21 protein-coding genes are annotated in these 24,019 nt (G+C 51.4%); 10 read left to right on the top strand and 11 right to left on the bottom strand.

Going from position 1 to position 24,019, the window contains the following annotated elements:
- The first annotated feature begins 405 nt into the window (after positions 1 to 405).
- The 4 genes from NDQ72_11500 (at position 406) to NDQ72_11485 (ending at position 3,806) form a co-directional block, all read left to right on the top strand.
- Positions 406 to 918: a hypothetical protein gene (locus tag NDQ72_11500; GenBank protein WKD26698.1), complete on the top strand. Its 513-nt coding sequence runs from the start codon at positions 406 to 408 to the stop codon at positions 916 to 918.
- 98 nt (positions 919 to 1,016) lie between these two features.
- Positions 1,017 to 2,072: a GGDEF domain-containing protein gene (locus NDQ72_11495; GenBank protein WKD26697.1), complete on the top strand. Its 1,056-nt coding sequence runs from the start codon at positions 1,017 to 1,019 to the stop codon at positions 2,070 to 2,072.
- Between the two features lie 277 nt (positions 2,073 to 2,349).
- Positions 2,350 to 2,532: a hypothetical protein gene (locus NDQ72_11490; GenBank protein WKD26696.1), complete on the top strand. Its 183-nt coding sequence runs from the start codon at positions 2,350 to 2,352 to the stop codon at positions 2,530 to 2,532.
- 50 nt (positions 2,533 to 2,582) lie between these two features.
- A complete protein-coding gene (locus NDQ72_11485) occupies positions 2,583 to 3,806 on the top strand; it encodes a PqqD family protein (GenBank protein ID WKD26695.1) in 1,224 nt (407 codons plus the stop codon).
- Between the two features lie 149 nt (positions 3,807 to 3,955).
- Here the strand turns inward: NDQ72_11485 and NDQ72_11480 are convergent, their stop codons facing one another.
- A complete protein-coding gene (locus NDQ72_11480; GenBank protein ID WKD26694.1) occupies positions 3,956 to 5,686 on the bottom strand; it encodes a proline--tRNA ligase in 1,731 nt (576 codons plus the stop codon).
- A 243-nt stretch (positions 5,687 to 5,929) separates the two neighbouring features.
- On the opposite strand from NDQ72_11480, the gene NDQ72_11475 reads away from it, so the two are divergent.
- Positions 5,930 to 6,364: a hypothetical protein gene (locus NDQ72_11475; GenBank protein WKD26693.1), complete on the top strand. Its 435-nt coding sequence runs from the start codon at positions 5,930 to 5,932 to the stop codon at positions 6,362 to 6,364.
- Positions 6,365 to 6,483: 119 nt separating this feature from the next.
- On the opposite strand, the gene NDQ72_11470 is transcribed toward NDQ72_11475, so the two are convergent.
- Positions 6,484 to 7,692: a benzoate/H(+) symporter BenE family transporter gene (locus NDQ72_11470; GenBank protein WKD26692.1), complete on the bottom strand. Its 1,209-nt coding sequence runs from the start codon at positions 7,690 to 7,692 to the stop codon at positions 6,484 to 6,486.
- Between the two features lie 149 nt (positions 7,693 to 7,841).
- Between NDQ72_11470 and NDQ72_11465 the strand changes: the two genes are divergently transcribed.
- Positions 7,842 to 8,429, top strand: a complete 588-nt coding sequence (locus NDQ72_11465) for an XRE family transcriptional regulator (GenBank protein WKD30384.1) — start codon at positions 7,842 to 7,844, stop codon at positions 8,427 to 8,429.
- Here NDQ72_11465 and nfo read toward each other — a convergent pair.
- Positions 8,399 to 9,259, bottom strand: a complete 861-nt coding sequence (gene nfo / locus NDQ72_11460; GenBank protein ID WKD26691.1) for a deoxyribonuclease IV — start codon at positions 9,257 to 9,259, stop codon at positions 8,399 to 8,401. The genes NDQ72_11465 and nfo overlap by 31 nt on opposite strands.
- 36 nt (positions 9,260 to 9,295) lie before the next feature.
- Positions 9,296 to 10,063 (bottom strand): glycerophosphoryl diester phosphodiesterase, encoded by a 768-nt coding sequence (locus NDQ72_11455; protein WKD26690.1) that lies wholly within the window; start codon positions 10,061 to 10,063, stop codon positions 9,296 to 9,298.
- A 180-nt stretch (positions 10,064 to 10,243) separates the two neighbouring features.
- Here NDQ72_11455 and NDQ72_11450 point away from each other — a divergent pair, with 180 nt between their 5' ends.
- The 4 genes from NDQ72_11450 (at position 10,244) to glpK (ending at position 15,867) form a co-directional block, all read left to right on the top strand.
- Positions 10,244 to 11,221 carry an NADPH:quinone reductase gene (locus NDQ72_11450; GenBank protein WKD26689.1) on the top strand — a complete coding sequence of 326 codons (978 nt, stop codon included), beginning with the start codon at positions 10,244 to 10,246 and terminating at the stop codon, positions 11,219 to 11,221.
- A gap of 261 nt (positions 11,222 to 11,482) precedes the next feature.
- Positions 11,483 to 13,333, top strand: a complete 1,851-nt coding sequence (locus tag NDQ72_11445) for an SLC13 family permease (protein WKD26688.1) — start codon at positions 11,483 to 11,485, stop codon at positions 13,331 to 13,333.
- Positions 13,334 to 13,459: 126 nt separating this feature from the next.
- Positions 13,460 to 14,218 carry a DeoR/GlpR family transcriptional regulator gene (locus NDQ72_11440; GenBank protein WKD26687.1) on the top strand — a complete coding sequence of 253 codons (759 nt, stop codon included), beginning with the start codon at positions 13,460 to 13,462 and terminating at the stop codon, positions 14,216 to 14,218.
- 164 nt (positions 14,219 to 14,382) lie between these two features.
- Positions 14,383 to 15,867 carry a glycerol kinase GlpK gene (gene glpK, locus NDQ72_11435; protein WKD26686.1) on the top strand — a complete coding sequence of 495 codons (1,485 nt, stop codon included), beginning with the start codon at positions 14,383 to 14,385 and terminating at the stop codon, positions 15,865 to 15,867.
- Positions 15,868 to 15,943: 76 nt separating this feature from the next.
- Here glpK and NDQ72_11430 read toward each other — a convergent pair whose 3' ends face one another.
- The 7 genes from NDQ72_11430 to NDQ72_11400 form a co-directional block, all read right to left on the bottom strand.
- Positions 15,944 to 17,602 carry an FAD-dependent oxidoreductase gene (locus NDQ72_11430; GenBank protein ID WKD26685.1) on the bottom strand — a complete coding sequence of 553 codons (1,659 nt, stop codon included), beginning with the start codon at positions 17,600 to 17,602 and terminating at the stop codon, positions 15,944 to 15,946.
- A 169-nt stretch (positions 17,603 to 17,771) separates the two neighbouring features.
- Positions 17,772 to 19,511: an ABC transporter substrate-binding protein gene (locus tag NDQ72_11425; GenBank protein WKD26684.1), complete on the bottom strand. Its 1,740-nt coding sequence runs from the start codon at positions 19,509 to 19,511 to the stop codon at positions 17,772 to 17,774.
- 94 nt (positions 19,512 to 19,605) lie between these two features.
- Positions 19,606 to 19,878 carry a DUF2160 domain-containing protein gene (locus NDQ72_11420; protein ID WKD26683.1) on the bottom strand — a complete coding sequence of 91 codons (273 nt, stop codon included), beginning with the start codon at positions 19,876 to 19,878 and terminating at the stop codon, positions 19,606 to 19,608.
- 15 nt (positions 19,879 to 19,893) lie between these two features.
- Positions 19,894 to 20,790, bottom strand: coding sequence for a carbohydrate ABC transporter permease (locus NDQ72_11415; protein WKD26682.1), 897 nt, complete (start codon positions 20,788 to 20,790; stop codon positions 19,894 to 19,896).
- 1 nt (position 20,791) lies between these two features.
- Positions 20,792 to 21,679 carry a sugar ABC transporter permease gene (locus NDQ72_11410; GenBank protein WKD26681.1) on the bottom strand — a complete coding sequence of 296 codons (888 nt, stop codon included), beginning with the start codon at positions 21,677 to 21,679 and terminating at the stop codon, positions 20,792 to 20,794.
- On the bottom strand, positions 21,676 to 22,773 hold the full coding sequence (locus tag NDQ72_11405) for an ABC transporter ATP-binding protein (GenBank protein ID WKD26680.1): 1,098 nt from the start codon (positions 22,771 to 22,773) through the stop codon (positions 21,676 to 21,678). Before NDQ72_11405 ends, NDQ72_11410 begins: the two co-directional genes overlap by 4 nt.
- The gene (locus NDQ72_11400) at positions 22,766 to 23,863 is read right to left on the bottom strand and encodes an ABC transporter ATP-binding protein (GenBank protein WKD26679.1); all 1,098 of its coding nucleotides are present in this window, start codon (positions 23,861 to 23,863) and stop codon (positions 22,766 to 22,768) included. The genes NDQ72_11405 and NDQ72_11400 overlap by 8 nt, the downstream gene beginning before the upstream one ends.
- Positions 23,864 to 24,019: the final 156 nt, after the last annotated feature.

The following is a 24,019-nucleotide window of genomic DNA, read 5'->3' as shown; positions in this document are numbered from 1 at the left end:
CGCAAATAACCCCGCTGAAAAGCTTGACCCAGGTCAGCTTCCTGCCGTTATTAACGCACTAGGATGGCGTCATACATCACGGCAGGAGGGGATCACCATGTATTGGGATGATGCTGTTATTTTCGGTCTAGTTACTGTCGCGTTAATGATTGCTTTTATGATTGGTTGGGTAGGTTTTATTGTACGCGACCACCTCCGTAAGGATGAACGTAAAAAGCATTAACGCCGTTGTGGTGACCGTCGTCAGGGGAGGGAGCTTGCTTTTAACAGCGAGCTTCCTGTTGCCGGCCCAGTTGGGTCGGCTTTTTTATTAATTAAAACTATGTTTTCGAGTATTCGCATTAATCGTCTGGTAAAGTACCTAGTTGTACAATAAGGCATTGTACCGCAAGGAAGCCATTTGCCATGAATGCTGCTAGTTCAATCGTTGCCATACGCTGTTGCGCTCATCATTATCCCAAAGCTAGTGTTGCCTGTATTCTTCTATTACTTAGCTGGCTATCAGTGCCGGTCTATGCTCAAGCATTAAGCGTCATTAATGGTGAAAAAAACACTGCACTCTCTCTTAATGAGTTGCGTCAACAATCTACGATTACCTCGCCAGTATTTGATCCTTTTCAAGGCGGAGAAGTAGAGATGCATGGGCTTGAATTCCGTCGCTTCCTCATTAATCAGTTTGGCGAAGTTCCTCCCGCATTGCACTTTACGACATGGGATGATTACGAAGTGACGTTAGGTGGCTGGGATGATCCTAAGTGGTTAATGGTCACGGCAGAGAGTGGTGAGCCACTGACATTGCGTTCGCGGGGGCCATTGCGGCTGGTTGATCTGGCTTATAATGATCAGCGTGATATCAAGAGCCTGCGTGAATTCAACGACTGGATATGGATGATTCGAAGTATTGAGGCCCGCTGGTGATCATTGAGCCGCCGCCTTCTCCACCTGCTGTGCCACTGCCAGTACCCGCTCCTTTCGCTAGGAAGCGCCGCTATGTAACGTGGTTATCATTGAGCCTCATGAGTTTTATGGCATTGATGGTGGTGATTGTTTATGAGTCGCGCTGGGTATATCCCGAAATACAGGCTTACTTCAGCCAAACAGGCAATTTGACAGGGCAGCAATTGGCTACCAGGTCTCGGGCATATTTACAGCTCGCCCAACAACATTTGTTAGGCGAACAGCCCTTTGACGATGAACAGCGACAAACGGTTAGGCTTAATCTCGATCTTGCCTACGGGCTAATTGATGTCGAGGTCTATCGTCAAAGGTACAGCTGTACCCAGCCGAGTTTACAAACCCTCAATTTACTAACAGAGCGCCTTACAGAAACTACCGTGACACCGTTTGATGCCGCAGCTGAACTGTTGGGCCCCATTGATTGTTTAACGAGCATTGAGATGAACCAGCTCGACCTGCGTGGTATGGCAATTAATGAGTTTTCCGAAAGCACCCGACGATATAATCAGATTCTCACCTATTCGAGCATGGTTATTTTTGCACTAGGGCTGCTGTTTTGGGTAATGCATGAGCGTCAGTTGCGGCGTACAGAGCGCGCTACTAAGCAAACCATAGCCTGGATGCAGCACGCGATGCGTGATCCGCTGACGGGGATAGGTAACCGCAGTGCGCTGCATCAGGATGTCGCTACCAAAGAAGGAGCTGCGCTTGCTTTGATCTTGGTCGATATCGACTTCTTTAAGCAGTACAACGATTCACTGGGGCATCCAGAGGGTGATCAACTGTTACGGCGCCTAGCCAGTCTGTTGAAATATGTACTGGGAGCAGAGGCAAAACTGTACCGATTAGGGGGTGATGAGTTTGCCGCAGTATTGCCTTGTGATGATGACGCGTTATTGATTGGCTACTGTGATCAATTAACGTCTGTTTTAGAGCAGGCTGATTTCAAACACCCCGCGCATCCGCACAATGAAAGGGTCACCTTGAGTATTGGGGCAGTGTGCTTTACCGCAGGGGATGCCACCTTTCCAAGTGCCTATAAAGCTGCTGATAAGGCGCTTTACCGAGTAAAGAGCGCAGGCCGTAATGGTTGGCAAATTACTGCAGCTGCATAATGTTTCCACAAAACGCTGAGTGTAGTTAAAAAAAGTAAATAATGGGAAAGTGACGCTCAGCCGGTGGTTTGCTGTGTGCTTCGAGGCTAGGATTGTTTTTAAAACAGTGTTTCATAACCTTTCTAGCGATTAATCCGGAGTGCTGATATGAGCAATGAAGCCGATTCCCTGCTGAATAAACGGCGTTCACGACGTCAAGTGCTAGCAAGTTTAGGCCTTGGTGCCGCTGCACTTTACGTGGCCCCGACGCTGTTTTCCATGGGGCAAGCTGAAGCGCGTGAACATTCCCGTTCACGTTACTCGCGGCCCAGCTATTCGAGGCCCCGTTATTCAAGACATAGCTATTCAAGACATAGCTATTCAAGACATGGCCATTCAAGACCCCATTATTCTAAACCCAGGCATTCACGTCCTTACTACGCTCGGCCACAACGCTCTCGTTGGGATGGAGACGCTGTGATTGAGATTCGCATAAGCCGCTTATTACCTCGCTGGTAAGGGAGAGGTGCTGTGTCTACCACCTCGATAGCTGTCGATTATGCGCTGGAAAATGTTGGCCCGTGCATACGCTTGATTGATGCAGAGCAGCTACTGCCAGTGATTCATCAAGCCATGCCAGGTTGGCGGCTAACGCCCTGTGGGCTTCAGCAGCACGCACCCTCTATTTGTGTTTGGCGGCATCCTAATGGTTACTGGCAAGAAGCACCGGCTCTGCCGGAAGGTATGTTATTAGATACGCCAGCAGGAACCGCATGTAGTGTGATTGCTGATTTAGCAGGGGCTTATCTGCGCCATCATCCTGAGCATATTGGGCTTCACTGTGGGGCGGTAGAGGTTAATCAACAGCTATTCATATTCCCAAATAGCCATCGAGCGGGAAAAAGCACGCTCACGGCAGCGTTTGCCGCGGCTGGTTATCGGGTGTTCGGCGATGATGTGCTGGCACTCACTCGCTGTGGTGAAGGGGTAGCACTGGGCGTTGCACCTAGATTGCGCTTGCCGTTGCCGGAGACGCTTGCACCGGAGTTCCATCAGTTTGTTGCCAACCACCTAGGGCCTCATGACGATCGCTATGGTTACCTGGCGTTAGACGAGCAACAGCTGGCATCGCATGGGATGCGTTGTCCGTTAGGCGCCGTACTGCTTATTGAGCGTGATGAATCGCTCAGTGAGCCACAGCTGGTTCGTCTGCAGCCGGGAGATGGATTATGGCAGTTGTTGCAGCAAAATTTCGCTGAGCATGAGTCGGATAAAACGTTGATTGAGCGCTTTTTGCCACTCTTAAAAGGGTTGCCGTGTTTTTTAATCCGTTACCGAGATGCTTATGAAGCGGCAACGTGGCTGGCAGCTGAGATAGATAACAATGGGTTGCTTGACGGTGCTGTGGCGATGAATCCGTGTAGTCGTCAAACGGAGTCGGAGGCGTTGAAGCAGAGCCAGGGGCTGGCAGCAAACGACACGCGCAGGTGGCAAATCAGCCCGGTGGCGCATGAGTTCCCTCTGGGTGAAGAGCTGTTCGTCATTGCTAAAGAGGGCGGCGAAATTCATCGTTTGAATGTGACGAGTAGAGCCGTGTGGGCACTGCTGCAGCATGAGGCTCTATGCCAAGATGAAATTATTGATACCTTGATGGCTTTTTTTGTTGGCGCTAGCAGGCAAAGTATCAAGCGAGATATCTGCCAGTTATTGGGTCAATTAGTCAGCTTGGGATTAGTTCAGCCTGTCACCGACTAGCGTCAATCATCACGCTATGTTTTAGCAGCGCTGTTATTGTTGAGTTTGGCACTGGCGAGGCAACCTAACTGATGATGCCTGCCAGTGTCTCTTTTATTGGCCACGACGCGGTTCTAGTGCTGCGTGGCTGACGTGGCCGTTATAAACGGTTATGCGCTGATCAGTCCTGCTTTTTCGCGTAGGAAATCAACAATTGTGTCAGCCGGAACCATGGTCGCTTCGCTGTCTCGGCGGCCTTTGTATTCCAGCTCGCCGTTATCCAAACCGCGATCACCAATCACTAAGCGGTGGGGCACTCCCATAAGCTCCAGGTCAGCAAACTTGACGCCGGGACGCGTGTCGCGGTCATCAAGCAACACGTCTAAGCCAGCCGCTGTTAGCGCTTGATAGAGACGCTCGGACTCTTCGCGCACACGTTGTGATTTGTGGGCATTCATCGGCACCAGCGCTACTTGGAACGGTGCAATAGCGTTTGGCCAGATAATGCCTGAATCATCGTGATTTTGCTCAATGGCAGCAGCGACCACGCGGGTAACGCCGATACCATAGCAGCCCATCCACGGATGGCTGGTTTTGCCGTTGTCGCCCAGAACCGTCGCGTTCATTGCTTCGGAGTACTTTTGCCCAAGCTGGAAAACGTGGCCTACTTCAATACCACGCTTGATAGACAGCGTACCTTTGCCGTCTGGCGAAGGGTCGCCTTCGACAACGTTACGTAGATCGGCAACTTGGGGCAGCACCACGTCACGCTCCCAGTTAATGCCGAAGTAGTGCTTGCCATCGATGTTGGCGCCCGCACCAAAGTCACTCATAAGTGCCACGCTGTGATCAATAATGATCGGCATGTTTAGGCCAACGGGGCCAAGTGAGCCTGGGCCAGCGCCAACCACGGCGCGGATCTCTTCTTCGTTCGCCATGGTAAGTGGAGCGGCTACCTGGGGCAGGTTTTCAGCTTTGACTTCATTCAGCTCATGGTCACCACGGATCAGCAGGGCAATCAAACCACCTTCAGCGGCATGCACCATCAGTGTCTTGATGGTTTTCTCAATTGGAAGGCCATGCTGCTCTACCAGGGCGGCAATTGTCTTAGCGTTGGGCGTATCGACCAGGTGCATCTCTTCGCTGGGGGCTGCACGCTCGGCGTTGCTGCCTAGCGGCGCGGGCAGAGCCTCAGCTTTTTCCATATTAGCGGCGTAATCGGAGGCGTTGGAGAACACGATATCATCTTCGCCTGATTCCGCCAGCACGTGGAATTCGTGAGAACCCGTGCCGCCAATCGAGCCGTTATCAGCAATCACAGGACGGAAATCGAGACCCAGGCGGGTGAAGATGCGTGTATAGGCATCATACATCGTCTGGTAAGTCTCTTTGAGGGAGGCTTCGTCCAGGTGGAAGGAGTAAGCATCCTTCATAATGAATTCGCGAGAACGCATCACCCCAAAGCGCGGGCGAATCTCGTCACGGAACTTGGTTTGGATTTGGTAAAAATTAACCGGCAGCTGCTTGTAGCTGGCAATCTCTTTGCGCACCAAATCGGTAATGACTTCTTCGTGGGTCGGGCCTACGCAGTAGTCACGCTCGTGGCGATCTTTCAGGCGTAGTAGCTCCGGACCGTACTGCTCCCAGCGGCCCGACTCTTGCCATAGGTCTGCTGGTTGCACGGCAGGCATCAATACTTCCTGAGCGCCGGCACGGTTCATCTCTTCGCGGACAATGGCTTCAACCTTACGCAGCGTGCGCAGGCCAAGAGGCAGCCACGTATAGAGGCCAGAGGTAAGACGACGGATCATACCGGCGCGCAGCATTAACTGGTGGCTGATGACTTCAGCGTCGGCCGGGGTTTCTTTTAATGTCGCAATCAATAATTGGCTGGCGCGCATGGGCGTGAGCATTCCTTGTTGGTAGGGGTGATGCTTAATCGTTTAGTAATGTAGCGCTTAAACTAGCGTTGAATGCGGCATTGTACGGCTAAGCGAGTATGGCGGCAAAACCCTACGTTAACAGCTTGGCGTGTGCTGGTAAGCAAATGTGTTAAACTTGCCCAGTTTTGTGGCTCGATAGCAGTGGGCAAACAACCGCATCTTTTTCAGCTATCGGTACGTTAGGACTTTGAGGGAACCTTCATGCAGCAAGCTGTACGCCGTTGGTTAACGGGGGCCATTGTTGGTGTCTCCATTGTAACGTTAAGTGGTTGTGGGACGCTTTTTCATCCTGAACGTAAAGGACAATTAAGCGGTAATATTGACCCAGTGGTGGCTGTCGCCAATGGTGTTGGACTGCTGTTTTTTATTGTGCCGGGGGTTATCGCGTATGCCGTGGATTTCTCTAATGGCACTATTTACTTACCAAGTGCGAGCAGTGCGTCGGTAGATATTCACCACTTAGACGACGCTATGGACGTAGCTTCGCTGGAAAAGCTGCTGTCAGATAAAGCGGGACAGCCGGTTAGCTTGGAAAACGAATTATTGATGATGGAAGAAGTGGCCAGCCTGGATGAAGCGTTAGCCATGGTGCGGATGTCGGGCGTATTGGATGAAGAACGCCTCGCTACGATGTAATGCGTAATGGCCTCATACGCAGAGACAGATAGTGCTGAGAAGAGATAATAAAATGCCCCCAGTGGTGAGTGTTCTGGGGACATTTTTTATCGTCTTGTCATTACATCAATAACATACCGCTAATGCTTTGGAGCCTTGGTCAGCTTTAGTACCACCAAGCCCGCCACAAGCCCCCAGAATGCGCCGCCGATACCTAACAACGTGATGCCAGAGCCGGTTAGTAAAAAGGTAACAATGGCGGCATCTCGTTGCCCGCTATTTTCAAATGCATTCGCTAACCCACCGCTTAATGTGCCCAGTAATGCTATCCCTGCCAGCGACATCACTAGGACGCTGGGAAGGGCATTGAAGATACCGGTAACCGTCCCCCCAAAGATGCCCATCGCGATATAGAACACGCCCGCTGCAACGCCTGCGGTATAGCGTTTAAGAGGGTTCGCATGGGCGTCAGGCCCTATGCATACCGCGGCGCTAATGGCCGCCATATTGAATGCATAGCCACCAAAAGGGGCAAGTAACAGCGTTGCCCCCCCTGTCCAACTAATGAGCGGCGAACTGTTTGGCTGATAGCCTGCTGCGCGTAGCACGGCTACCCCAGGTAAATTTTGAGTTGCCATGGTAATGACAAACAGGGGGATGCCAATGCTGATCAGCGTTGTCAGCGAAAAGGTAGGCGCAGTGAAAACAGGTACGGTAGGCGCTAACGGAATGCTGTGTACGTTAAGTTGACCCTGCCAAAGGGCAATAGCAATGCCGATTAACAGCACGCCAGGCACTGCGAGCGTTGGCCATAGGCGCCGACCTGCTACCCAAGCGGCTAACATGGCCAGTGGTAGCAGCCATTGGCTTTCCATCACGTTAAACAGCTCTAGGCCAAAGCGCAGCAGAATACCTGCCAGTAGAGCTGAGGCGATTGCGCTGGGGATATAGCGCATCAAGCGCTCGAATAAACCTGTTACCCCGCAGAGCGTAATGAGCAGCGCGGAGAAGAGGAAGGCACCGATGGCTTCATCAAGTGGAATGCCAGGAAGATTAGTCGCCAAAAACGCCGCACCTGGCGTTGACCACGCTGTCAATAAAGGCATGCGGTAGCGCAGCGATAGTCCTATCGAGGTAATGCCCATGCCTATGCCCAGCGCCCACAGCCAAGAGCTGATTTGCGCAGTACTGGCGCCCGCCGCGGCTGCCGCCTGGAAAATGATTGCCGCTGAGCTTGTGTAGCCAATGGTGACCGCAACGAAGCCTGCAGTGACGGCCGAGAGGCTAATGTCTCGCCAGAAAGGGGTTTTATGGCTTCCTGTGGGCTGTAGGGTAGGTGGCGCCTCCATAGTGTTACCTCATACGTTGAGTGGCGTGCGCTATAACGCACAATGCTGCAAGACTATCACTGTGCGTTATAGCGCACAATATGGGCGTCACCGGTGTTCATCGCTGACCGGATAGGTAAACTACGACACTAAATTCTATGGAGAACCGCATAGTGAGTGACCCTCATACCATTGCCGAACACATTGCGGGAACCGTTAAAAAGCTACGTAAAGATCGTGGTTGGAGCCTAGATCGCGCGGCGGGTGAAACGGGTGTGAGTAAAGCCATGTTGGGACAGATAGAGCGTGGTGAGTCTAGCCCTACCATCTCAACGCTGTGGAAGATCGCGAGTGGTTTTCGAGTGTCGTTTTCAACCCTGTTTGATGGTGACAAGCCTGCGTTAGGCGAACTTCATAGAGATGGCTGGGAGTTCGTTTGGGGCGATGATAGCGCTGGGATGCAAGCGCGGCTGCTGTTCCCTTACGACCCGCTGCTGGGCTTTGAAATGTTTATGATTGAGCTAGCGCCAGGGGCGATCAGTGAGTCGTCACCCCACGCCAGCGGTGTGGTAGAACACATCGTCGTTGTTGAGGGCGAGATGGAGTTGCGCATTGACGAGCGCTGGCAAACGCTGCGAGTAGGCGAGGGGCTGCGTTTTTTTGCCGACCGCCCCCACGCCATGCGTAACAGCGCTACGACGCGGCTACGTTTTCACGATGTGATTCACTATTTGCCAGGCGCTGCTTCAGGCACTTGAGTACGTAACCAGTTGATTTCATCAGCCCAAATGCCGGGTTCGACGGTTTCAAGAATCATCGGTATGTCATGAATGCGTTCGTCTCGCATGATCGTAGTGAACGCATCCAGGCCGATATTGCCTTTACCCAGGCTATGGTGGCGGTCGACACGGCTGGCGAAGGCACTCTTAGCATCGTTTAAATGCATGCCGCGTAAATACTCAAAGCCGACCACCTTGCCGAGCTCATTCAACGTTGTTTTGGTGGCCTCGGTGGTACGTAGGTCATACCCGGCGGCGAAGGCGTGACAGGTATCAATACAAACGCCAACACGGGTTTTATCATCGACCTGGGCAATAATTTCCGCTAAATGCTCGAAGCGCCAGCCAAGGTTAGTGCCTTGCCCGGCGGTGTTTTCAATTACCGCCGTGACACCCTGTGAGGCTAGCAAAGCCTCGTTGATGGAGTCTGCAATGCGTTTCAAACAGTCGGTTTCGCTGATTTTGTTCAGATGACTGCCAGGGTGGAAGTTTAATAACGTGAGACCTAGTTGCTCACAACGCTGCATTTCGTCTAAAAACGCAGCACGTGATTTTTCAAGCCCAGCGGTTTCCGGATGGCCTAGGTTAATCAGGTAACTGTCGTGGGGTAAAATTTGTTCTGGGCCAAACCCGTGGGTTTTGCAGGCCTGTTTAAACGCCGCAATGGCCTCGTCGGTCAGCGGTTTACCTTTCCACTGCCGCTGATTTTTGGTGAACAGAGCAAAGCCATTTGCGCCAATTTCTACCGCACGGAGCACTGCTTGATCCGCGCCACCCGCGGCGCTTACGTGGGCACCAAGATAGTGCATAGTTTTCCTTAGGTAGAGTAGTGAGTATTGGCGAATTTAACCGTGTCGACGTCGATTATTCAAATAGCGTTGAAATGCTTCAGGCTCATCAGTAATCGCGCTGGCTACTCCCCAGCCCCAGCGACTTTCAAAAGCGCTGGGGTCGTTGGCGGTATAGCATAAAATTTCATAACCATCTCGGCGCATGGCAGCAGCCTGAGTGTGTTTTAAGCGCGGCCAATGAGGGTGGATACTAAAGGCGTCGATAGCTTGACACTGGTCACGCCAGGTTGGAGGTGTACTGCCAAATAGTACGCCCAGTGCGAGGGCTTCTTTGGGTGCGATACTGCGACATCGCGCTAACGCTCGGGCATCAAATGAGGACACAATCAGCCGTTCGGCGGGCAGTGTTGCTAATACGATTGGTAAGACGGTATCTACCAAGGCGATGGGGTCACGGCCTTTGTTTACTTTGATCTCTAAATTCACCCCCATATTGAGTTCGTTCAACAGCGCCAGCATGGCCTCTAGACTGGCCATCTTTTCACCTACAAACGCATCGCCAAACCAACTGCCGACGTCAAGCTGTTGCGCACGCTGCCACGTCAGGCTAGCAAGGTCGCCACGGCTATCGGAGCAGCGGCTAATATTGCTATCGTGCCAGATGACAGGGGTCCCATCGCCCAATAGTTGAACGTCTAACTCCACCCAAGTCGTGCCCGCTTGATGCGCGGCACGCACTGCCGTTAGGGTGTTTTCAGGTGCGGCGGCGGAGTATCCGCGGTGGGCTATAAGGGTAGGCAAACAGATTGCTGGGTGCGTCATAGTCTGTCCGTTTTAGAGGAATCAATAAACATTGCTATTAACACTTTTCAGATAGTCTAGCATGGCTGCATGACAGCGATATGTCCTGTATGGCTGGCTAATCGCTTGATTTGAGGCGCATAACGCGGTTGGATAGCCAGCTAATGTGTGTCCAATAATTAACAGTGGGAGTGTGCCCAAATGTCTAAACGTATTCAGTTTTCCAAAACGGGTGATTCAGATGTGTTGGAGTGGGTCGACACAGCGCCTAGGGCACCCGGCAGCGGTGAAGTGCGTATTGCTAATAAAGCGGTGGGCCTGAATTTTATTGATATCTACTTTCGTACAGGGCTCTATCCTGCGCCATCTATGCCTTCTGGATTAGGCACTGAAGGTGCAGGGGTTGTCGACGCAGTGGGTGAAGGCGTTACCCATCTAAAAGAGGGTGACCGGGTAGCGTATGCACAAGGGCCATTGGGTGCTTATGCAGAGATGCATACCTTGCCAGCGGCCAAGGTAATTAAGCTGCCAGACTTTATTGATTTTGAAACCGCTGCGGCCAGTATGCTGAAAGGGCTAACCGTGCAGTATCTGCTGCGTCAAACTTATGAGCTAAAGGGCGGTGAGACCATTCTTTTTCATGCCGCTGCTGGAGGCGTTGGCTCGATTGCCTGCCAGTGGGCTAAAGCGCTAGGCGTCAAGCTGATTGGAACGGTTAGCTCAAAAGAGAAAGCAGACTTGGCGATGGCCAACGGGGCATGGGCAACGATCAACTACAGCGAAGAGAATGTGGTAGAGCGGGTGCGTGAGCTAACCAATGGCGAAATGTGCGATGTGGTTTATGACTCAGTAGGAAAAGATACCTGGGAAATGTCGTTAGACTGCCTAAAGCCTCGCTCGCTAATGGTCAGCTTTGGTAATGCGTCTGGCCCCGTAGACGGGGTGAATATAGGTATTCTGAACCAAAAAGGCGCGCTGTTTGTCACCCGCCCAAGTTTGAACGGCTATGCTGACACCCGTGAACGCTTTGAAATGATGTGCGATGACTTTTTTGGCATGATCAAAAGCGGCAAACTTCGTATTGACGTAGCAAACCGCTACCCGCTTAAAGACGCAGGAAAGGCTCAAGATGCCCTGCAAAGCCGTCAAACAACTGGCTCGACCGTGCTAATCCCTTAATACGCTTGCGCTCTTGGCTAAACGACCGCTCTTCGCAGCCACTCTTTGCGCCACTTTTTGCAACACTCAGTGAGCTGGGTGGCTTAGTGGTTCTTTAACCACTTTTTATGAATGCCTGGCCACGCCAGGCATTTTATTGCTCCAACGTTCTTTTGTTGCTCTGCGCTGCTAGGGCTATACGGTCGTATAGTCATCATCTAATGTGTTGTTAGTGAGTTGGCGCATCAGCTGAGCGTACCCACACAAGGAGAGGGACACCGCATGACAATGGAAAGCATTGGGCTTGCGCCTAGCACGTTGATTTTTATCATTTTGGGATTAACGCTTGCCGCTTTTATGTGGGGTCGATTTCGCTATGATCTCGTTGCGCTTGCGGCGTTGCTCGGCTCGGTAATGCTTGGGCTTGTGCCTACCGATGAGGCTTTTAAAGGCTTTGGGCATCCAGCCGTGATTACGGTGGCCGCGGTATTGGTCATCAGTCGAGGGTTTGAGCGCTCGGGTGTTGTCGATATCATCGCCAATCAAGTGCTCAAAGTAGGTGAACGGCTGCTACTGCAGTTACTGGTATTAGTGGGTACGGTCGTGGTGCTTTCTGGGGTGATGAATAACGTAGGGGCACTGGCGTTACTGTTGCCCGTTGCCATGCGGCTTGCTCGAGAGCACAACACATCCCCATCGCTGTTATTAATGCCGTTGGCGTTTGGTTCATTGCTGGGAGGCTTAACCACGCTGATTGGCACGCCACCTAACATTATTATTGCCACATACAGGGGTAATATCACCGGTGAAAACTTCGGCATGTTCAGCTTTACCCCGGTGGGGGTTGCTGTTGCGTTAGTCGGTCTGGTGTTTATTGTGCTTGTGGGCTGGCGCTTAACGCCTAAGCGCAGTGGGCAGGCTTCAACCGAAGAAATGTTTGATACTGCTAATTATTTGGTTGAGCTAAAGGTCTCAGAAGAGTCAAAGGCTAATGGTCTGACACTCCAGCAACTACATGATGAGTTAGAGGAGGCTATTCCGGTTCTTGCCGTGGTACGAGAAGATGATCGCCGCGCCGGGTACTCATTTCACGGGGTGCTTCGGGAAGGGGATATTTTGCTGCTGGAAGCAGGGCCTGATGAACTCAAGCTGCTGGAAGACAAAGTAGGGCTGAGCGCGATTGCGGAACCCGAGAAAGATGAGCAAGACAGTGATGAGGCCGATAGCGAAAATGGAGATTCACAACCGTCGGATGAGCGCCAGCCTGTCGATACGGAAGGTCTGCAGCTGATTGAGGCGGTGGTGCGTAACGATTCGATGATGGTCAATCGAAGCGTACGCCAGCTGCGGTTAAACCAGCAGTTCGGGCTGCATTTAGTGGCGGTGGCCCGGGATGGAGGGCGTTTAAAGCAACGTCTTCGGGACATTCGTTTTCAAACCGGTGATGTACTGCTGTTACAAGGCAGTGAAAACGAAATCGCCGATAGCTTAGCGACCCTTGGCTGTTTGCCGCTGGCTAACCGTGAGCTTCACTTAGGGCAACCGCGAAAATTGGCGCTGTCGATCGGTATTTTTGCCCTCGCCATTCTTGCGATGCTGTTTGATCTGCTTCCTGCGGCTGTTGCCATGAGTAGCGCGGCGTTGATATCACTGCTGATAGGAGTGCTGCCGCTGAGAGAAGGTTATCAAGCCATTGATGGACCCGTTATTGTTCTCCTGGCGGCCATGCTACCGGTTGGGGAAGCGCTTGAAACGAGCGGTGGCGCTGAAATTATTGCTGATGCACTACTACGATTTGGCGTTGAGTGGCCCATCACTATTTCATTGGCCGGGCTATTTATTCTCTCGATGTTACTGTCCAACGTGGTCAATAACGCCGCAGCCGCGTTGTTGATGGCGCCTATTGCCGCCAGTCTTGCGAGTGGTTTTGATGTATCACTCGATCCCTTTCTAATGGTGGTGGCTGTCAGCGCCTCATGCGCCTTTCTAACACCGATAGGCCACCAGTCCAATACGCTAGTGTTAGGCCCGGGTGGTTACCAGTTCGGTGATTATTGGAAGCTTGGCCTTCCGCTTTCGTTAGTGGTGATGGTGGTCGCTATTCCTGCCATTTTATGGGTCTGGCCGCTCTAGTGGAGCAGGTATTTGGCGAAAAAATGAGGGCTTAATGTTCGTATTATTAAATTTCGAAAATTTGCTACTCTATAGCTCATAGAGAATAGCGCTTAAACACTAATAAATAACGAATAGGCCGAGCTTATGAACCAACAGTTTCGCCAAGATGCTATCGTCGAGCTAGTCCGCCAGCATGGCTATATGAGCATTGAGCAACTGACCGATCACTTCGCAGTGACGCCACAAACCATTCGGCGTGATTTAAATACGCTAGCAAACGAAGGGCGGGTTCGTCGTGTTCATGGCGGTGCAGGAATAGAGTCGAGCACTGTTAACACCGCCTACAGCACGCGTAAAACGCTACATTTAGAAGAGAAAGAGCGGATTGCTCACTGTTTAGCGCAGCAAATTCCTCATCACTCTTCACTGTTTATTAATATCGGTACCAGTAACGAGATGATCGCCCAAGCGTTGCTTGAACACCAGGGCTTAGAAATCATTACCAATAACCTGAACGTGGCCGCCATTCTTCAGCACAAAGAAGACTTCACGGTGATTATTGCTGGCGGGCAAGTTCGCTCTCGCGATGGCGGTATTATCGGCGAAGCCACTATCGATTTTATCAATCAATTTAAAGTGGATTACGGAATCATCGGGATTAGCGGTATTGATGAAGATGGCTCGCTCCTTGAATTTGATTACCAGGAAGTCCGTGTTGCTCAAGCGATTATTGCCAATTCGCGACGCATTTATCTCGCCGCAGATTACTCAAAATTTCATCGAAATCCGGTGGTGCGCCAAGGGAATATTTCCCAGCTCGATGCTCTGTTCACTGATCGGAAGCCTCCTGAATCGATTCTGCAGCTGTTATCGCAGCACGGTGTCGCGTTGCATATCGCTTAAGCATGATGCGTAAGCTAAGGCAGAGCACGGCCACCGGCGAGTTTAAGAGCGAAGGAGAGTAGTTTCATACTTGAGCATTTGGGGCGGCTAGAGTAGCCTTGGATGATAATAAAGCGAAACAAAACACACAAAACCGAAAGAACCTACAACAAAGTGAACGTGATATGTCCTCCTTTATTCTCGCCATCGATCAAGGTACGACCAGCTCGCGCGCCATTTTATTTGACCGCCAAGGCCAAATAGAGGCGGTTGCCCAACAGGAATTTCCTCAGCACTTCCCTCAAGATGGGTGGATAGAGCATGATCCCGAAAATATTTGGGAGACTGTCCTCGCCACCTGTCGTGAGGTATTAGAAAAGGCGAATGTTTCGCCAGAGCAGATTGATGGAATTGGCATTACTAACCAACGTGAAACCACGGTGGTGTGGGATAGAGAGACGGGTAAGCCGCTCTATAACGCGATTGTCTGGCAGGATCGACGTACCTCTGAACTTTGTCAAACACTCCGTGACCAAGGGCATACAGAGGCAGTACAAGCGAAAACAGGCCTCTTAATAGACCCTTATTTTTCTGCCACCAAGCTCGCCTGGATACTCGATAATGTAGCAGGAGCCCGCGAGCGTGCGCAGCGTGGTGAGCTACTCTTTGGCACTATCGATACCTTTTTGATTTGGCGATTAACGAATGGCAAGCAACATGTCACTGATGCCACCAACGCATCACGAACAGCCATTTTTAATATCCATAATCAAACATGGGACGATGAGCTGTTAGCGTTGTTTAACGTTCCTGCCAACATGCTGCCCGAAGTAAAAGACTCCAGCGATGATTTTGGCACCACTGACGCGGACTGGTTAGGGGCGTCTATTCCTATTGCGGGTGTGGCAGGGGATCAGCAGGCCGCGCTAGTGGGGCAAGCGTGCTTTCAGCCAGGAATGGGTAAAAGCACCTATGGCACCGGCTGTTTTATGATCGTTAACACTGGGGATACACCGTCGGTATCACGAAATCGCCTGCTAACCACCATTGGCTACCGAATTAATGGCAAGCCGACCTATGCGATGGAGGGCAGTATTTTCGTTGCTGGGGCGACTGTACAGTGGCTACGCGATGGGTTGAACCTGTTTGCGGATGCGTCAGAAACAGAAGCGCTTGCTAAAGAAACCCGCAGCGGACATAGCGTTTACTTGGTACCGGCCTTTACTGGCTTGGGTGCGCCCCATTGGGACCCTAAAGCGCGAGGGGCGATTTTTGGCCTCACTCGGGATACCGGTATTGCCGAAATCGTTGCGGCGGGGCTCCAGGCGGTGTGTTACCAGACCCGTGACCTTCAGCACTGTATGAATGACGACATGGAAGCTACGCCTGGCAACCTACGGGTCGATGGTGGCATGGTGAAAAACAGCTGGGTGATGCAGTTTTTAGCCGATATGCTCGATGTCCAGGTAGATAGACCGACTATTCTTGAAACGACAGCGCTTGGAGCTGCTTATTTGGCAGGCCTACGTTTGGGTTGGTATGACACGCTTGAAGAAATTGAGCAGCTCTGGCGTTGCGAAAAGAGCTTTACCCCTAAAATGCCAGAATCGACTCGGGAGGCGTTGTACCAGGGTTGGCTAGACGCTGTGAATCGCGTGCGTTGTAATTAACAACCGTTTATTGGCTACTTCAATAGGCAAAAGCCGCTATCGATGATAGCGGCTTTTTAATGTTGTTGATGGTTAATCAGTGAGTGTTCTGTGGCTCTGCTTGTGCAACGAAAGGCTGTGAGGTGTCACGATTTTCAGCAAAGTAGGTAGCAAAGCGCTCTTCTGCTTGGTCTCCGAATAGGACACGACAAGCTTCTTTCAGCCCCTTAGAGTGGCGCAGCTGTTCATGGTGAACAACTAGTGAGACTTTGGCTCTTCGGCGCAGGAAGTCCTCCAGTTGCGTAATCATTTCGTGGTCTCGGGCATGCTCTAGTTCGCAGCGAATATATTCGGTACCTTCAATGAGAATATCGGCTTCCGCTGGATCCTGACGGATTTTTTCTAGCATTTGCATGGCCTGTTCTGCATAACGCCGCCACAGCCGGGAAGAGAGCGGCTCGGTAGACGTTGGTGCGGTCATAGCATCTAGATTCATCCGTTTAGCTTGGTCCATAAACTGCTGTTTAACAGGCTCTGGCGGCTCGCCGTACCAGCGATAGTTGATATCGCTGAGATTGACACCTAGGCGGACCACTTCTTCTGCGATTTCATCACCTACATTCAAGCAGTCGGTTAATTTACCCCCAAAAATACTAATGTGGGCGCTATCCGCATTGGTATCGATGACATGTTTACGCGATAGCTGGAGAAAATCGCGATCGCCGTCACCCTGATCTGCTTTGATAGCCAGGGGCCGAACACCGCAGCGTGTTGAAATAATATCGTCTTGGCTAAGCGGCTTTTCTAACGTTAGGCGCTTATTGATATTTTCCAATACAAACTCAATATCTTCAGCGGTGACATCCACCTCTGGATGTTCCATATGTGTATCAGTCGTGCCGATGCAGGTGCGATTCCCCATGGGAATGACAAAAAACAGTCGCCCATCGTCGGCAAAAAACGCCAGTACCCGTTTAGTTTCCGTCAATTGCGGAACGATCAGATGAATGCCTTTTGAGTAAAGATGTTGATGGGTGGTTTTCTCGCCGGTAAGTGCGTTGTGCTGGTCTACCCAGGGGCCAGCCGCATTAATTAATACTTTGGAACGGATATTGAATGTGCTGCCATCCATGACATTGCGCGCTTTCGTTACCCAGTGCTGACCTTCGCGTTCAGCACCAAGCGACTCAACATAATTAGCTGCAATTGCCCCATAGTTAAGCGAATGGCGAACAAAATTAAATACAAATCGGGCATCGTTATCGTGTAAGTAGGCATCTGAGTATTCAAACCCACCGACTGAGCCTTCGATATCAATAATGGGTTCTTCTTGCTTAATGTTCTTGGGAGACAGTAAGCGGGGCAGCTTAGTAAACCCGTTTCCCATTAGCCAGTAGAGCCAGGTGCCTGCCCACAAATACCAGGGTGAATGGCGGAAACCTTTGCTGATGGTAGTCAGAAAGCGAATTTCCTGAACGGTAGATGGGTAACTTTTAATCAAGTGATTACGGCTTTTGCACAGTTTGCGTACTAATGCGAAATCCTTGCTCTCCATATACTTAATGCCTCCCCAAACTAAGTTGGAGGAGTGCATACTGGTGCTTCCCGCAAAATCACCGCGGTCTATTAAGGCGACTTTAGCGCCTTTGCCTGCAAGCGCGGCTGCCGTTGCTGCGCCGTTAATGCCGCCACCGATGATTAGTGCGTCAAAGTCGTCAGTGTGCAATTTCTCGATATTCCGGTTACGCAGTTTCATAGCGGTTCCAATTAACAAAGAAAAAGCCCCGTGTTTAGGTAGCGGTTTCAACATGACAACAAAGCAATAAGCCTATGTAGACCAGCGAGCCCTGCTGTTATTTGCTCGCCGCTGATGAAACCTAGTTTTTGAGCCTTAATAGGGCGGGCCGAAGCCCGCCCCAACTGGATTAGCGGGTACCCGCTTCCATCCAGGCTTCCATCATTTCATCGTAAGGAACGGTTGTTCCTTGCGGCATTTCATCATCAAGCTTTTGCTTAGGAGAGCCTTCTTGATCCAGCCAGTATTGCGGGTCGCGCTCTTCGTTAAGCGCTGGGGCGTAGCTATCGAAGACGTTTGCGCGAGCTAAGCGGTACATGGTGTTATCCATATCTGCCGCCAGCTTATCCAAGCCCTCTTGAGGGGTAACTTCGCCACTCATTACCGGTGCTAGGTTTTGCCACCATAGCGGAGCCATACGCGGATAATCCGGTACGTTGGTGCCCGTAGGCGTCCAGTTGGATTCGTTGGGGCTGCGGTAGAACTCAACCAAACCGCCAAGCTTAGGTGCCATTTCGGTCATCTGCTCAGAGAAAATGTCAGATTCACGAATCGGCGTTAGACCAGCTATCAGTTTTTCAAGAGAGGTCGTTTTGGCTACCGTAAACTGGGCAAATAGCCAAGCAGCGGTTCGACGGTCTTCGGGTGTGGAGTCAAAGAACGTCCATGCGCCTACATCCTGATAACCCACTTTCATGCCTTCTTCCCAGTAAGGGCCGGTAGGGGAAGGTGCCATGCGCCAAAGTGGGTTGCCTTCATCGTCGGTCACAGCCACGGCAGGATCGGTCATGTCTGCTGTGAAGGCGGTGTACCAGAAAATTTGCTGAGCAATATGGCCTTGAGCAGGCACAGGACCCGCTTCCCCAAAGGTCATGCCCTGTGCTTCAGGCGGTGCGAAGTCACGTAGCCAATCAACGGCTTTTTGCATGGCAAAGACAGACGCTGGCGAGTTGGTTGCACCGCCACGACTAACGCTGGCACCTACCGGCTGACTATCTTCGTTAACGCGAATGCCCCAGTCATCGACGGGATTACCTGATGGCACGCCCGGACTACCCATGCCGGCCATTGAGAGCCAGGAGTCGTGGAAGCGCCAGCCAAGCGACGGATCACGGCGGCCGTAGTCCATGTGGCCATAGACGGTAGTGCCGTCGAGTTCACCAACATGTTCGGTAAAGAACTCGGCAATATCTTGATAAGCCGTCCAGTTGGTGGGTACCCCAAGATCATAACCATAGATTTCACGGAACTGAGCTTGCAGGTCTTCGCGCTGGAACCAGTCATAACGGAACCAGTAAAGGTTGGCGAACTGCTGGGTGGGTAGTTGGTATAGGCTGCCATCGGGGCCGGTGCCGTACTGCAAGCCAATGAAGTCGTCTAGGTCCAGCGTTGGAAGTGTGTAGTCAGCCCATTCGTTTTCCATCGCTTCGGTAAGGTTGATGGTGGTGCCGTAACGAATGTGCGTGCCGATAGCGTCGGTGTCATTAACAAAACCGTCGTAGATGCTGTTACCTGACTGCATCTGATTTTGCATCGTATCAACGACGTCGCCTTCGCCGATAATATTGTGAGTAAGGTTGATACCGGTTAACTCACTGAATGCTTCTGCCAGCACTTCACTTTCATAGACGTGAGTGGTCAAGCCTTCTGCGACAGTTTGAATATCCATACCGCGGAAAGGCTCGGCTGCTTTTGCAAACCAAAGCAGTTCTTCGATTTGCTCTTCACGACTCAAGGTAGAGTTTTGGAAGTGTTCATCGACCAAACGCTCCGCGATTGCCCGCGCATCGTGATCGTCGGCCATCAGTGTCCCCGATGCGAGCATGAGGCTGGCGGCGAGGGTAGTAAGTTTGAACTTGTTGTTGCGCATGTTGACCTCGTTTTGTTGTGCTCTTCCCTGATCTCTTGAGCGTCCTTGATACTGCCGTACTTAACGCCAGGGTTTTCCTGGAATTGCTGATTGGCTAACCCCAGCGCATTAACACCAGCAGCCATACCGCTGAAAGTGCTAGTGCAATCCAAATTGAAAGCGACGTGAACCCAATGAAGCCCAAGTGAATAAACGCGGCAGACAGCAAGCCGATAAACAGCCGATCACCGCGGGTGGTGCTAATAGGTAAAAATCCCTTTCTTTCAATGCTTGGCGAGCGTAGTTCCCAAATCGTCATGCCAGCGAGCATGGCCGCAATGGAAGAAAAGAAAATAGCCGTCGGTAAAGTCCATACCATCCAGGACATAAGGTTTCCTCCTACTCAGGTGCGGCCCAGGGCAAAGCCCTTGGCGATATGGTTGCGTACGAAGTAAACCACCAGAATGCCGGGAACAATGGTCAACATACCGGCGGCCGCGAGTGTGCCCCAGTCGATACCTGATGCCGTTGAGGTTCTGGTCATGATCATGCCGATCGGCTGAGCGTCTGTAGACGTCAGTGTGCGTGCCAGCAGCAGTTCAACCCAGGAAAACATGAACAGGAAGAAAAGCACCACGCCAATGCCGGAGCTGATCATGGGAATGAAGATCTTGATGAAAAACTTGGGAAAGCTGTAGCCGTCGATATAGGCAGTTTCGTCGATTTCCTTAGGCACGCTGCTCATAAAGCCTTCCAGAATCCAGATGGCCAGCGGAATGTTGAATAGGCAGTGAGCTAGCGCGACGGCGATGTGCGTATCAAATAAGCCGACCGAGTAATAAAGCTGGAAGTAGGGCAGCAAAAATACCGCGGGTGGCGCCATCAAGTTGGTTAATAGCCAGAAGAACAGGTGCTTATCACCGATGAACTTGTAACGGCTGAAGGCATAGGCGGCCGGAAGTGCCACTAACATGGTGATGATCATATTCATCACCACATACATGATGGAGTTGACGTACCCCATGTACCAGCTTGGGTTAGTGAAGATGCCGATGTAGTTGTCAAAGGTCAGGTTTTGTGGCCACAGCGTCATCGACCCGAGGATCTCGCTGTTAGTCTGCAGCGACATATTGAGCAGCCAATAAAGGGGCAGTATCAGCAGCACGATATAGGTGCCAAGCAGAAGCCGCTTTCTCAGCCGAGAGCGTGAGTGGCGCTTGCGTCGCTCGGCTGCTGGTACCTTACTGAAAATAGTGTTGTATTTTTCACCCTGCTGGGTGTTTTCAAGTTGGTAAGACATCTCACGCGCCTCCCTGTGAATTCTTGTCTTTCTGCAGATGCATGATGGTGGTATAGAACACCCAACTGACTAGCAGAATGACGAGGAAGTAAATGATCGAGAAGGCGGCAGAAGGCCCCAGATCCTGCTGGCCGATAGCCATGGTGGCAAGCGATTGGGTTAGGAAGGTGGTTGAGCTACCAGGCCCACCTCCGGTTAACACAAAGGGCTCGGCGTAGATCATGAAGGAGTGCATGAAGCGCAGCAGTACGGCGATGACCAGAACGTTGGTTAGCTTCGGTAGCTGAATATAGCGAAACACTGCCCATTTAGAGGCACGGTCAATCCTGGCCGCTTGATAGTAGGCTTCAGGAATAGAGCGCAGCCCGCTATAGCAGAGCATTGCGACAAGCGGTGTCCAGTGCCAAACATCCATTAAAATAATGGTTGCCCAGGCGTCACCGGCATTACGGGTAATATTGTAATTAATGCCCAGCTCGCGCAGCCCCCAGCCCATTAGCCCAATATCGCCACGGGTAAAGATTTGCCAGATACTGCCGACGACGTTCCAAGGAATTAGCAGGGGTAGGGTAATCAGAATTAGTACGGCGGACGCCTGCCAGCCCTGTTTTGGCATAATCAGCGCTATTCCTATCCCCAGTGGGATCTGGATAGCCAGAATAATCAATGAAAACAGTATCTGTCGACCAAATGCAGCTTGCAGCTCCGAATCGTTGAGCATAGTGCGAAACCACTCGGTGCCGGTAAAGAAGCTGGCGTTGGGACCTAGCACATCCTGTACCGAGTAGTTGACCACTGTCATCAAGGGGATAATGGCGGAAAATGCCACGAGCACTAACATGGGTAGAACTAATAGCCAAGCGCGGTTGTTATAGACTTTATTATTCATGAGGTAACCTCCACCCGATATTCGTCCACAAACAGCCCTAACTGATCGTGGTCAAAGGTGAGATAAATATCGTCTCCGAATTCAGGATGACCTTCCGGCAAGCGTGCCTTGAACGCCTGACCACCCAACTCAAAGGTAACAATTGAATAGGTGCCTAGATCTTGCACCTGTCGTTTACGAGCGGGCAGGGCACCTTCACGTTTGCTGGCATGCACGGTTACAAACTCGGGGCGAATGCCGATTTTTATATTCGAACTTTTGGTGTTGGCAATGGCGTCAACAAACGTCTGCGGTATGGGGAGCGGTATATCAGCAAAGATGACTTCCCCCCCATGGTGGTGTACATCCAGAATGTTCATACCAGGGCTGCCGATAAAATAGCCAACAAAGGTATGCGCGGGGGTTTCAAAGAGTTCTTGAGGAGTGCCGAACTGAACCACCTGGCCTTCATACATCACGGCGATTTTGTCGGCAAACGTTGCCGCTTCCAGCTGGTCATGGGTGACGTAAATCATGGTGATATTGAAGCGCTGGTGAATCTCCTTCAGCTTGCGGCGTAATTTCCACTTGAGCTGTGGGTCGATAACCGTTAACGGCTCGTCAAACAGAATTGCCGAGACATCATCGCGCACCAAGCCGCGCCCCATTGAAACTTTCTGCTTCTCATCGGCGGTCAGCCCTTTGGCTTTACGCTTTAGCAGTGGGGTTAACTCCAGAATCTCCGCGACTTCCTCTACCTTTGGCGTGATGCGGTGGCCTGGAATGTTGATGTTACGCAATGGAAAGGCGAGGTTATCAAACACCGTCATGGTGTCGTAAATCACCGGGAACTGAAAAACCTGAGCGATGTTACGCTCCTCAGGCGGCAACTCGTTAACTCGCTGGCCATCAAACAGCACATCCCCTTCGGAGGGTTCGAGCAGCCCGGAAATAATGTTCAGCAGAGTAGATTTGCCACACCCCGATGGCCCCAGCAGGGCATAAGCGCCGCCTTGGTGCCAGATATGTTCCATCTGGCGAATCGCGTAATCTTCAGGTGATTTCGGGTTGGCGCTATAAGTATGCGCGAGAGCCTTTAGTATGATCTCAGCCATGCTGATTCACTCCCCGTGTTTCCGGCGTATGAACAATAGAACCCTGCTGATCGAAGACAAACAGCTTGTGGGTAGGGAAGTAGATCTTTATGCGCTGATTGACTTTAGGTGTATGGATGCCAAGCAAATGGAGTACTAAAGAGAATAAGTTGTGCCGCACGTGGAGGAAGGTTTCCGAACCGCTGATTTCAGCCACTTCAACTTCAACTTCAAGCTCTAGATCATCCGCTGCATTCGGCTGTAGGCTGACGTGAGAGGCACGGACTCCAAATCGGTATGCTCCTGCAGGTAGATTGCGTAGCGCCAAATCGCAGGGGAAATGGATATCCTGGTCGAAGGTGATTTCATTGGCAGTAAGATGCCCAGGCACAATATTGATCGGCGGTTCTGAAAACATCTCAGCGCTTAGGATGCCGTTAGGCTCGCGATAAATTTGCTCGGTTGGGCCATATTGCAGCAGCTTGCCTTCATGCAATACGGCAGTGTTGCCGCCTAACGCTAGCGCTTCGTTGGGCTCGGTGGTGGCATAAACGGCAATGCAGTTACGCGCCTTGAATAGCCCGCGAAGTTCATCGCGCAACGCTTCACGCAGTTTGTAGTCAAGATTGACCAACGGTTCATCAAACAGGATCAGGTCCGCATCCTTAACCAAAGCGCGGCCCATGGCGGTACGCTGCTGTTGCCCACCAGAAAGCTCAAGCGGCAAGCGGTCCAACAAGTGGTCAATCCCCAGCATGGCAGCCGTTTCGCGCACACGCTTGTCGATTTCCTGCTTGGATGCCTTAGCCAGTTTAAGTGGTGACGCTATATTGTCGTAAACGTTAAGGCTTGGGTAATTGATGAATTGCTGATACACCATGGAGACATTGCGCTTACGGACGGATACGCCTGTGACATCCTTGCCATCCATGTAGATTCGCCCCCGGGTAGGTTGCTCCAAACCCGCCATTAATCGCATGAGCGTTGTTTTACCTGCCAGGGTTCGTCCTAGCAGCACATTAAAAGAACCCGGCTCCAGCTCGAGGTTCACCCCACTGATATGGGATTCACCACCGACGATGTGGTCGATATTTTGCAGATGTAAGGACATGCCGATCTCGCTAACGTCATTGTTATAGATAAATGTTATTGGTAGAGGTCTTGCGTTGATCGCTATTGATGAAAGTGAAGCAATACACGCTTATTCGAGATGTTAGCCTTGGCTGTTTGCACTTTATTGTCAGCCAACCATAAAGCGGACTTCCAT

Origin of the sequence: Halomonas sp. KG2, from assembly GCA_030440445.1 — a bacterium.
Lineage (GTDB): Bacteria > Pseudomonadota > Gammaproteobacteria > Pseudomonadales > Halomonadaceae > Vreelandella.
Note: the sequence above shows the minus strand (reverse complement) of the source record. Positions and strands in the feature narration are given on the sequence as shown.

Coding starts and splice junctions, on each gene's coding strand:
- NDQ72_11500 (WKD26698.1), top strand. CDS start 406: ATGAATGCTGCTAGTTCAATCGTTGCCATACGCTGTTGCGCTCATCAT.
- NDQ72_11495 (WKD26697.1), top strand. CDS start 1,017: ATGAGTTTTATGGCATTGATGGTGGTGATTGTTTATGAGTCGCGCTGG.
- NDQ72_11480 (WKD26694.1), bottom strand. CDS start 5,686: ATGCGCGCCAGCCAATTATTGATTGCGACATTAAAAGAAACCCCGGCC.
- NDQ72_11475 (WKD26693.1), top strand. CDS start 5,930: ATGCAGCAAGCTGTACGCCGTTGGTTAACGGGGGCCATTGTTGGTGTC.
- NDQ72_11470 (WKD26692.1), bottom strand. CDS start 7,692: ATGGAGGCGCCACCTACCCTACAGCCCACAGGAAGCCATAAAACCCCT.
- nfo (WKD26691.1), bottom strand. CDS start 9,259: ATGCACTATCTTGGTGCCCACGTAAGCGCCGCGGGTGGCGCGGATCAA.
- NDQ72_11455 (WKD26690.1), bottom strand. CDS start 10,063: ATGACGCACCCAGCAATCTGTTTGCCTACCCTTATAGCCCACCGCGGA.
- NDQ72_11450 (WKD26689.1), top strand. CDS start 10,244: ATGTCTAAACGTATTCAGTTTTCCAAAACGGGTGATTCAGATGTGTTG.
- NDQ72_11445 (WKD26688.1), top strand. CDS start 11,483: ATGACAATGGAAAGCATTGGGCTTGCGCCTAGCACGTTGATTTTTATC.
- NDQ72_11440 (WKD26687.1), top strand. CDS start 13,460: ATGAACCAACAGTTTCGCCAAGATGCTATCGTCGAGCTAGTCCGCCAG.
- glpK (WKD26686.1), top strand. CDS start 14,383: ATGTCCTCCTTTATTCTCGCCATCGATCAAGGTACGACCAGCTCGCGC.
- NDQ72_11430 (WKD26685.1), bottom strand. CDS start 17,602: ATGAAACTGCGTAACCGGAATATCGAGAAATTGCACACTGACGACTTT.
- NDQ72_11425 (WKD26684.1), bottom strand. CDS start 19,511: ATGCGCAACAACAAGTTCAAACTTACTACCCTCGCCGCCAGCCTCATG.
- NDQ72_11420 (WKD26683.1), bottom strand. CDS start 19,878: ATGTCCTGGATGGTATGGACTTTACCGACGGCTATTTTCTTTTCTTCC.
- NDQ72_11415 (WKD26682.1), bottom strand. CDS start 20,790: ATGTCTTACCAACTTGAAAACACCCAGCAGGGTGAAAAATACAACACT.
- NDQ72_11410 (WKD26681.1), bottom strand. CDS start 21,679: ATGAATAATAAAGTCTATAACAACCGCGCTTGGCTATTAGTTCTACCC.
- NDQ72_11405 (WKD26680.1), bottom strand. CDS start 22,773: ATGGCTGAGATCATACTAAAGGCTCTCGCGCATACTTATAGCGCCAAC.
- NDQ72_11400 (WKD26679.1), bottom strand. CDS start 23,863: ATGTCCTTACATCTGCAAAATATCGACCACATCGTCGGTGGTGAATCC.